Genomic DNA, 8,550 nt, shown 5'->3' with positions numbered 1-8,550 from the left:
TACGGCTTAAAAGTAGTGTTTAAAAACAAAGTGACTTGAATCAAAAAAGTTTCGCCAAAGTAGCGAAACTTTTCAGTAGTTTTTAATAAATAATGTTTATTTTATTAATTAAATAAAATGTAATATAAAACCTTTTTTAAACGAAAAGAGGTACTAAAACAAGTGAAACAATGGACATCAACTTGATCAAAATATTCAGAGAAGGTCCTGATGTATCTTTAAATGGATCTCCCACTGTATCCCCAACAACTGCTGCCTTGTGTCTGTCAGAACCTTTTCCGTCGCCTTTATATCCGCTTTCAATCTGTTTTTTAGCATTGTCCCAAGCTCCTCCGGCATTGGCCATCATGACAGCCATAAGAATACCGGTTACCAGTGCACCAGCTAAGAGACCACCTAGAGCTTCTGTTGACCATACTCCTACCACTACCGGAGCCAGCACTGCAAGTATTCCAGGCAATACCATCTCTCTCAGAGATGAACGTGTGGATATTTCTACACACCTTTTATAGTCAGGTTTTGTTGTTTTATCCATTATTCCAGGAATTTCCCTGAATTGTCTTCTTACTTCTGCAACCATTTCCATGGCAGCCTTTCCAACTGCAGTCATTGTAAGAGCAGAGAAAAGGAATGTTAGCATTCCACCCATAAACAATCCCACTATTACCTTAGGGTTAGTTACGTCTATAACCAGTGGTATTCCAGATCTAAATTCAACAGCTTCTTTATATGCTGCAAATAGTGATAGTGCAGTCAGAGCTGCAGAACCTATTGCGAATCCTTTTCCTACTGCCGCAGTTGAGTTTCCTACTGCATCTAGCTGGTCAGTACACGCTCTTACTTCAGGAGGAAGCTCAGCCATTTCAGCTATTCCACCTGCGTTATCAGCTATCGGTCCGTATGCATCTACCGCTACTACCATTCCCGTAGTTGCTAGCATCCCCACCGCTGCTATTGCTATACCATATAAACCTGCAAATTTATGAGCTACTATGATGGCAGCTGATATTACTATCAGCGGTGCTACAGTAGACTCCATTCCCACTGCCAGTCCTTCTATTATTGTTGTGGCAGCTCCTGTTTCAGCCGCATCCGCTATCCTGTTTACAGCTTTTCTTCCGGTATCAGTATAGACTCCTGTAAAGAATGCTATTACCAGTCCTGCTGCCAGTCCTGCAACGATTGCCCAGAATACTCCTATAGGAAGACCCAGGTACTTAACTATCATAAAGGAGGATATTGTTGCCAAAAAACCTGCTATTCTAGTTCCGTTCTCAAGTTTATGATATACCTCTTTAGGATTATCAGTTTTTACTGTAAGTGTTGCTATTATAGAGGCGACTATACCAAATGCTGCCACTAGTATAGGGGCTACCATGTAACCACGCATATCTGTAGTTGCTGCCATTGTCGCTCCTAGTGCCATTGTCGCTATTATAGAGCCTATATATGATTCAAAAAGGTCGGCTCCCATTCCTGCCACATCACCTACGTTATCTCCCACGTTATCGGCGATTGTTGCCGGATTTCTAGGGTCATCTTCCGGGATTCCGGCTTCCACTTTTCCCACAAGATCTGCTCCTACGTCTGCGGCTTTTGTATATATTCCACCACCAACTCTTGCAAATAATGCTATCGAAGAAGCTCCCATACCAAACCCTGTTATTACTCCCATGTCCCAGTTAAAAACAAGTGTAAGCACAGATACACCTATCAATCCCAAACCAACTACTGCCAGTCCCATTACTGCTCCACCGGCAAAGGCTACGTCGAGAGCTTTAGATAGTCCTCCCTCTTTTGCTGCAATAGCGGTTCTTCCGTTGGCCTTTGTCGCCACACGCATTCCCACATTACCAGCCACTGCCGAAGTGAACGCTCCCAGTATAAATGTAACCGCTACCCCTATACTCAGGAATATTCCCAAAAGCATTGCCACTCCTGCAACAAACCATACAAGAATTTTGTATTCTGCCGCTAGAAATGCCATAGCACCTTCACGGATTGCCTCTGTGATTTCAGCAACCTTTTCGTTACCAATTTCATATTTCAGAACCTTTTGAGAGTAGAAGAATGATGCAACCAAAGCCAAAAGCCCACCTGTGATTCCAATGTAGATAAATTGCTCCATCTGTTTTGTCCTCCTTAGTTAAGTAATTTGTATATGTTTTGTTATAAAATTACCTTGGTGTTGCATTACAAGTATATACCGCACATGTCTCTTCTACAATACTCAGATTCAAAAATATTATTTTTTAAGAAAATAATTAAAACCTGCCGAAGTTGTTATTCTAGAATCAGAATCAACAATGAAAACATCTACGTTTTTCATTTCTTCTGCATATTTTAAGATTTCCTTTATTGGCATTGAAAAAAAAGTAGTTGAAAGCAGATCTGCTGTGAAAGCATCCTCACATATTACCACTACCATCTTTTTATCTGACACAGGATATCCTGTGTCTAGGTCTAATATATGGTGGTATCTTTTCCCGTCTATTTCCACAAAAGTCTGATAGTCTCCTGAAACCCCCATAGCCTTGTCATCTAAGTTTACAACATCCAGCATTTTTGAGGGATCTGAAGGATTTTGAAGCCCTATTCTCCATTTTTTGTCTCCTGGTTTTGTTCCTATTGTCTCAATACTGGATATAGAAGTTATAAAGGCACTTTTTATTCCCATCTCTTCCATCAAGACTTTAGCCTTTGAGATAGCATACCCCTTCAAAAAAGACCCTGTATCTATCTTTTCAACAGGTTCCCGAAACATCAGATAGTCATCTTTTATGGAAACTTTAGAATAATCTATTTTAGAAAGTGCAGTATCTATTTCGGTTTTAGAAGGTACTTTTACCGATCCTTCAGTTGTAAATCCCCAGGTTTCTAAAAGAGGAGATATTGTAATGTCATACTTCCCTTTTGAAAGTTCATACATCTGGCTCACTCTCGAAAATATCTCTTTTCCTTCTGAATCCAATTTTACTCTCTTGTCCTTGTTGCTGTTTATTTGGTCTATTATGCTTCCATTTTTTTTAGTATTGAGTTTATTATCTATTCTCTCTATCTCTTTAAATGCCGCTTCAATAGCTTTTTCAGCTTTTTTACTGTCTTCATCATAAACAGTTATTTTTATATAGGTTCCAAATGAAAAAAGTTCTTTTTCAATCTTTTGTGATTTTTTATTTCCACACCCAAAAAGTCCTATTACAGATAAAAATAATAAAAACAAGATTTTTTTCATAGCTTACTCTCCAGTTGTTTCTTGAGTGTCGTATCCTATTTTATCTGTTAGTATCTCTCTAAAAGTTTTCTGAACATTGGTATCTTTTTTTAGAGATTTAACCATTGATTCAGCTCCGTTCTCTATCTCTCTGCATCTTTTTCCCGCAACTGTCGCCAGGACGTATTTATTTGGTATTTTAGCCAATAACTCATCATAAGTAATTACTTTTTTCATTTCAAAATCCCCCTCATAATTTTAGATAATTTTTATAAAAAAATTTGTTTAAGCTTCATTTTTTATTATTTTTATAAGGTCATAACAAGCCTGTTCTATACTATGATTTATCACAGTTTTGTCATACTCCTTCTCAAACTTCAGCTCTTTAAGTGAATTTTCAAGTCTCAGTCTGACTGTTTCTTCGTCCTCTGTTCCACGTCCTCTTAATCTGTCTTCTAAGTCCTTTTCTGTTGGTGTTTTAAAGAAAATCAGGTTTACTTCTGGATATTCATCTCTGGCTTGAATTCCACCCTGGACATCTATTTCGAGGATTATATTTTTACCTTGCTTCAGTCGTTCTTCTACCTCACTTTTCAGAGTTCCGTAATAATTTCCATGTACATTTGCATATTCTAAAAATTCATTGTTTTTTATCTTATTTTGAAACTCTTCCATTGTAAGAAAATAATATTCTCTCCCGTCGACCTCACCGGCTCTTGGAGCTCTCGTTGTAGCAGAAACTGCAAGATTTATTTCAAGCATCCTTCTAACTAATTTACAAACAGTAGATTTACCAGCCCCGCTGGGTCCTGACACCACAAATAAATTACCTTTTTTCATGCTTACTCTCCTTTTTCAATTCTTACTGCTATCGTTTCTGGATTTATGGCTGACATTATTACATGATCAGAATCAGTTATAATAAGTGCCCTTGTTTTCCTTCCAAAAGTAGCATCTATTAATTTGTTTTGAGTTTTAGCTTCATCTTTGAGTCTTTTACTTGGTGCTGAATCAGGTGCTATTATTCCCACGATTCTATCATCTACTACCATATTCCCAAAGCCTATATTTATAGGTCTCATTCTTTTGCCTCCTATTCGATATTCAAAGCCTGCTCACGTATTTTTTCAACTTCGTTTTTGCATTCCACCACAAGTTTTGAGATATCATATAAATTGCTTTTTACTCCTGTTGTGTTCAGTTCTCTAAACATCTCCTGGAGAATAAAATCGAGTTTTTTACCTATGCTAGACTCATTTTTTTCAAGCTCAATTTTAAATTGTTCTATATGACTTTCCAGTCTTGAAGTTTCTTCAGATATATCTGATTTATCAGTAAATAATAATATTTCTTTTAAAATATCATCTTCTTTAAATTCAATATCTCTTCTCACTCTGTCTAGTCTTTCTAGAAGTTTTTCTCTGTAATCATCCACAACTTTTTCTTTATTTACAACTATCTGAGCTACTTTTTCCTCTATAGTCCCCAGTCTCTCTTCAAAATAAACCCTCAGCCTCGATCCCTCTTCCTCTTTCATCTCTAGGAATGAATCTATAGCCTTGTGAAGTGTCATTTTCACAACATCTGAGTATTCTGATTCATCTATTTCCAACTCATTTTTTCTTACAACATTGGGCTGTTTGATCAAAATATCAAGTTTATTTGAGAATTTTTCATCAAAATCCTCTTCTAGTTTTTCCAAAACTTTCATATAAGATGAAGCTAGATTCCCATTGTATTCAAATAGGTCTCCCATTTCTCTCTTATCTTCAAAATCAATTCTTAGGTCTACAGATCCTCTAGAAACTCTTGAGGCCACCTCTGTTTTTATTTTATTTTCCATAAAATTAAGTATATAAGGTAATTTTATTTTTAAATTTAAATTTTTGTTATTTACACTTTTTATCTCTATTTTTACTCTGAAGTCATCACTCTCAAATAACTCCTTAGAATAACCGGTCATACTTCTCATCAGAAACCCACCCTTCCTTCTCAAAGTTTATGTTTTTCTTTGATATCCCTATAAATTGAAGTTTTTTTACAGGTTATACAGTACCCTCATTTTATAAAGAGTAAATAATATCAAAATAGGCGACAAAAGTCGCCTATTTTATTAATCTTAAAGTTTCTTAGGTTCTATATTCTTATAAGTTGTGAACCCTGTTCCAGCAGGAATCATTTTTCCTATAATTACATTTTCTTTAAGACCCTCTAAGTAGTCTTCTTTTCCTTCGATTGCTGCGTTGGAAAGTACTTTTGTTGTTTCTTGGAATGATGCCGCCGAAATAAAGCTTCCAGTATTTACCGCTGCTTTAGTTATTCCCTGAATAATCGGTTGATATTGTATCTCACGTTTACCCGCTGCTCTTAAGACTACATTCTCAAGATCCATTACTCTCTTTTCTACAACTTCGTCTTCTAAGAAAAGTGATGAACCAGAATCTACTATTCTGACTTTCTTAAACATCTGCTTAACAATAATCTCTATATGTTTATCGTTTACTGTTACCCCTTGGTCTCTATATACTTGCTGAACAGATTCAAGTATAAACTGCTCTGCTGCAACAAGACCTTTTATAGAAAGTACGTCATGCGGAGAAATAGCTCCATCTGTGATTTTATCTCCAGATTTTACAAGCATACCGTCTGTTACCACAAGGTGTTCCCCTACAGGAACTAGATATTCTTTGAATAGGTCACTATCACTAGTAGATTTTATTATGATTACTCTCATACCTTTTTTCTTCTTACCAGTTATTTCTACCTTACCGTCTATTTCAGAAAGTGTCGCTTTTCCCTTTGGATTTCTGGCTTCAAAAAGTTCTTGAACTCTAGGAAGACCTCCGGTGATATCCTTTGTTCCGGCTCCCTCAGGGATGATTTTTGCAACAATTTGACCTTTTTTAACTTTATCTCCCTCTTTAACCATCAAGAAAGCTCCGAATGGTATATAACAAACTCCGACTTTGTTTCCATCGTCATCAAAGAGTATTATTCTAGGGTTGATATCTCCAGATTCCACAGGTTTTATAGCCTGATATTCTGTTACATCGTATTTTTCATCATAACTTTCTTTTACGTATAGTTCTCTGTACTCTGCTACACCATCGCTGTCAGCTATTATAGGTATATTATACGGGTCAAAGACAACTAGAGTTTCCCCTGCTTCTACCATTTGACCTTCTTCTACTCTTAGTACTGATCCTGAAGGAATCTCATAATCATAATTTCCTATTATCAGCTTAGCTGACTGAGAAACTACAACTTTGTCATCACTGTCTTCAGTTTCAAGTATTTTTACTTCTCTGAATACTATTTTACCGCTGTTTTCAGCTTTTATGCTTGTTGCAGCAGCTGATGCCATGGCAACTCCACCTGTATGGAAAGTTCTCATTGTAAGCTGAGTTCCAGGTTCTCCGATAGATTGTGCAGCTATTACCCCTACTGCTTCTCCTATCAGTATCTCCTTATGCGTAGCCAGATCCATACCATAACATTTTTTACAAACTCCTTTTTCAAGGCTGCATGTTAGAGGTGATCTTATTTTTATTTTTTTGATTTCCAGCTCTTCTATTCTCTTTATAAGTTCTTTCCCTATAAGAGTATTTCTAGGAGCTACCAGTTCTCCTTCATGTACTACATCTTCCACGAGGACTCTTCCGTTCAGTCTTTCTGAAAGTTTTTCGATTACACTTCCTTCAGATACAAGTTCTGCTACTTCGATTCCTTCGTATGTTCCGCAGTCTTCAGAGTTTACTATAACTTCATGCGAAATATCTACAAGTCTTCTTGTTAGATATCCCGAGTCGGCAGTTCTCAGTGCTGTATCTGCCAGACCTTTTCTAGCTCCGTGAGATGACATGAAGAATTCTAATACAGTTAGACCCTCACGGAAGTTTGCTTTGATTGGTACCTCAATGATTCTTCCCTGTGTATCTGCCATTAGTCCTCTCATAGCTCCAAGTTGTCTCATCTGTGCGATAGATCCTCTTGCTCCTGAGTTGGCCATCATATATACCGGGTTAAATTGATCTAGGTTTTCCATCATTGCTGTAGTTACGTCATCTGTTGCTTTTGACCATACTGCTACAGTTTTTCTATATCTTTCTTCGTTTATTATTTTACCGTCTCTGTAATCCTGCTCGATTTCAGCTACCATATTGTCAGCTTCTTCAAGAATCGCCTTTTTAGACTCAGGAATTTCAAGATCCTCTATACCTACAGTTATTCCCGCAAATGTAGCGTAATGATATCCGAAGTTTTTTATGTCATTTATAAGTTCTGCCGTTATAGTAAATCCGTGCATCTCATAAAGTTTTGCAATAAGTTTTTTCAGAGGTCCCTTACCAAAAGTGACATCGTACATTCTGTTTTCCACAGGAAGTATCTCATTGAAAAGAACTCTTCCTGGTGTACTTTCCACAAGTTCAGAACCTATTCTTACTTTCACTATTGCATGAGTTTCAACCATTTTCAGTTGGTAAGCAGTCAAAACTTTATCTATACTTGAAAAGACCATTCCTTCGCCTCTTGCTCCGGGTTTATCTTTAGTCATATAATAACATCCCATAACCATATCCTGTGAAGGCACAGCTACCGGCTCTCCGTTTGCAGGAGAGATTATATTATTTGGTGCAAGCATTAATAGTTTTGCTTCCATTATTGCCTCTGGTGAAAGCATCAGGTGAACTGCCATCTGATCTCCGTCAAAGTCGGCATTGAATGCAGCACAAACCAACGGGTGAAGTCTTATTGCTTTACCCTCTATCAGAACAGGCTGAAAAGCCTGTATTGATAATCTGTGAAGAGTAGGTGCTCTGTTAAGAAGTACCGGGTGATCCTGGATTACATCCTCGATTACATCCCATACTTTATCATCTGCATCTTCTACTAGTTTTTTAGCAGTTTTAATATTTGAAGCCAGCTCTCTTTTTACAAGCTCTCTCATTATGAAAGGTTTGTAAAGCTCAAGTGCCATTTTTTTAGGTATTCCGCACTGATCCATCTTTAGAGACGGACCTACAACTATAACCGATCTAGCAGAGTAGTCTACCCTTTTTCCTAGAAGGTTTTGTCTGAATCTACCTTGCTTACCCTTTAGCATATCAGAAAGAGATTTAAGTTCTCTGTTGTTTTGCGCTACTACAGGCTTTCCTCTTCTTCCATTATCTATAAGTGCATCCACAGCTTCCTGAAGCATTCTTTTTTCATTTCTACAAATAACCTCCGGCGCATTAAGCTCTATTAATTGTTTCAACCGGTTATTTCTATTTATCACTCTTCTGTATAAGTCATTTAAATCTGATGTAGCGAATCGTCCGCCATCAAGAGCGACC

General features: G+C 37.2%; 7 protein-coding genes. All 7 read right to left on the bottom strand.

Going from position 1 to position 8,550, the window contains the following annotated elements:
* Positions 1 to 136: 136 nt before the first annotated feature.
* Positions 137 to 2,128 carry a sodium-translocating pyrophosphatase gene (locus ABZA26_RS03375; protein WP_372713107.1) on the bottom strand — a complete coding sequence of 664 codons (1,992 nt, stop codon included), beginning with the start codon at positions 2,126 to 2,128 and terminating at the stop codon, positions 137 to 139.
* A 117-nt stretch (positions 2,129 to 2,245) separates the two neighbouring features.
* Positions 2,246 to 3,235: an FAD:protein FMN transferase gene (locus ABZA26_RS03370; protein WP_372713106.1), complete on the bottom strand. Its 990-nt coding sequence runs from the start codon at positions 3,233 to 3,235 to the stop codon at positions 2,246 to 2,248.
* Positions 3,236 to 3,238: 3 nt separating this feature from the next.
* On the bottom strand, positions 3,239 to 3,451 hold the full coding sequence (gene rpoZ, locus ABZA26_RS03365) for a DNA-directed RNA polymerase subunit omega (RefSeq protein ID WP_372713105.1): 213 nt from the start codon (positions 3,449 to 3,451) through the stop codon (positions 3,239 to 3,241).
* A 48-nt stretch (positions 3,452 to 3,499) separates the two neighbouring features.
* The gene (gene gmk / locus ABZA26_RS03360; protein WP_372713104.1) at positions 3,500 to 4,054 is read right to left on the bottom strand and encodes a guanylate kinase; all 555 of its coding nucleotides are present in this window, start codon (positions 4,052 to 4,054) and stop codon (positions 3,500 to 3,502) included.
* A gap of 2 nt (positions 4,055 to 4,056) precedes the next feature.
* Entirely contained in the window at positions 4,057 to 4,296 is a 240-nt protein-coding gene (locus tag ABZA26_RS03355) for an extracellular matrix/biofilm biosynthesis regulator RemA family protein (RefSeq protein ID WP_372713103.1), read from the bottom strand.
* Positions 4,297 to 4,307: 11 nt separating this feature from the next.
* Entirely contained in the window at positions 4,308 to 5,186 is an 879-nt protein-coding gene (locus ABZA26_RS03350) for a YicC/YloC family endoribonuclease (protein WP_372713102.1), read from the bottom strand.
* 147 nt (positions 5,187 to 5,333) lie between these two features.
* Positions 5,334 to 8,550: DNA-directed RNA polymerase subunit beta' (gene rpoC, locus ABZA26_RS03345; protein WP_372713101.1), on the bottom strand; the 3,217-nt coding region annotated here is incomplete at its 5' end.

This window comes from Ilyobacter sp., from assembly GCF_041583315.1.
Classification (GTDB): Bacteria; Fusobacteriota; Fusobacteriia; order Fusobacteriales; family Fusobacteriaceae; genus Ilyobacter.
The sequence above is the reverse complement of the archived record's forward strand: the minus strand, read 5'-3'. Positions and strand labels throughout refer to the sequence as shown.